2 protein-coding genes and 1 pseudogene are annotated in these 1,906 nt (G+C 45.6%); all 3 read left to right on the plus strand.

Annotation, left to right across the window (positions count from 1 at the left end; genetic code table 11):
* A partial coding sequence (locus AB4653_RS26180) for a porin (RefSeq protein ID WP_372105685.1) occupies nucleotides 1-432 on the plus strand: 432 nt, incomplete at its 5' end.
* A 155-nt stretch (nucleotides 433-587) separates the two neighbouring features.
* Nucleotides 588-1,478, plus strand: a complete 891-nt coding sequence (locus AB4653_RS26185; RefSeq protein ID WP_102257521.1) for a DMT family transporter — start codon at nucleotides 588-590, stop codon at nucleotides 1,476-1,478.
* A gap of 68 nt (nucleotides 1,479-1,546) precedes the next feature.
* Nucleotides 1,547-1,906 (plus strand): annotated as a pseudogene (locus tag AB4653_RS26190) (glutaredoxin); the annotation flags it as partial.

Genomic DNA, 1,906 nt, shown 5'->3' on the forward strand with positions numbered 1-1,906 from the left:
GATCTTGGCCTAGCCTACTCAGGTGAAGACCTAGGGGAAAATAAAGGTAGCGCAGACCAAATCCTTGCCGGCCTAGCGTATTCTCTAGACAACCTGTACTTAGCTGCAACTTATTCAACAGGCGACCTAGATGATAAAGCGACAGGTACCGATGCTAAGTCATTCACTGCTATGGAATTTGCAGCGCAATACAAATTCACCAAGCAAGTATCTGCTGCAGTCGTATATACTTACCAAGAAGATGAAATCAACAGCGGAGCAAAAGTAGACGCTGTCGACGGTATTGAATTAGCTGGTTACTACAAACTAAACAGCAATTTCCGCACATACCTTTCTTACTACGTTAATGGTTTAGACGAAGTTAAAAATGCAAAAGGTATCGTGACAGCTGGTGAAGACACACTTCGCCTAGGTGTCCGCTACGATTTCTAATCTAAATCGACTTTAGATAGAGACTAGAAAGGTTGGGCGGTTGCTCAACCTTTTTTCATATTCAAATATTCTGACCAACTTCATCAATGCTTTTTCTGGTTAAGTGGTGCTAAATCCGTATCATAGGTGAACCACATCAAATAATTAGAAGCATCATGTCACAACACCATCCGATCCAAGGCGCTAGCTGGATGCTAACCGCAGGCTTAGCCTTTGCCGTTATTAATAGCCTAACTCAAGTCGCTAGCATTCATTTCGGACTTACTTCTACCACCGTTGCCGTCATTCAATACGCCATCGCGTTGTTCGCTATTCTTCCTTATCTGAAAACGCTGGGCATTCGCCGCGCGCTAAAAACCGACAACCTAAAGTTGCACGTATTCCGTGTCTTCTTGTCTGTTATTGGTATTCAACTTTGGATATGGGCATTGGCTTACCCAGTACCTATTTGGCAAGGCATTGCCCTTCTCATGACGTCGCCATTGTTTGCAACCATAGGCTCAGGACTTTTCCTCAAAGAGAAAGTTGGGGCTGCTCGCTGGGGCGCGACCTTAGCCGGCTTCGCTGGTGCGATGGTGATTCTAGAGCCGTGGGCAGAAGACTTTAACTGGGCAACACTGTTACCGGTTGGCGCGGCTTTCTTCTGGGCATGCTACTCACTCATGGTGAAAAGACTCTCTTCGCAAGACAGTCCTTCAACCATGGTGGTGTACTTGCTGCTATTGATCACACCATTTAACATCCTGCTTGCCGCGCCAGATTGGCAGACTCCAAGCGGCGGTACAATTTGGGCTATCTTGATTGTTGTCGGTGTTATGACGGCACTCGCTCAATGGGCAATTGTAAAAGCCTACTCAGTTGCTGATGCTTCGTTTGTGCAACCTTTTGACCACGCGAAATTACCGTTAAATGTTCTAGCGGGTTGGATTGTATTTAGTTGGGTTCCACCGGGTCGTTTATGGCTAGGGGCTGCTATTATTATTGCGTCAGTTGCATTTATTACCCATTGGGAAACGAAAAAACCGGCGAAAATAAAGAAAGTTTAGGATCGATGAAATAAATAGTTCGACTGTCCGTTCTATATGGATAAGAGAATTCAAACGAGGCCGTAAGCATGAAGAAACCAGTCAAGATTACACTATACCGTTGGGCAGGCAGCTGGGGTCCATTTAAAGTTAATATCCCATGTGGGGAATGTACCCTTACCAAAGACATTCTTAAGGATACTTTTGAGAATGAGTTATCAGATGTCGATGTCGAACTGGAAGTGAAAGATTGGTTGTCTCACTGGTGGGAGCCGCTAAAACTGGGTTCTTGGCATGCTCCAATCCTTGTTGTTGAAGGCAAGGTTGTAAGCCAAGGCGAAGCGCTTAACCGCGGTGTGTTAGTTCAATCCGTGATCAAAGAGTGGACCAAACGCGACAGCCTAAAAGGCAACATCGTTTATGGTAAAGCGACCTGCCCATTCTGCGTT

Source organism: Vibrio sp. 10N.222.48.A3, from assembly GCF_041475345.1.
GTDB classification, from domain to species: Bacteria; Pseudomonadota; Gammaproteobacteria; order Enterobacterales; family Vibrionaceae; genus Vibrio; species Vibrio tasmaniensis_A.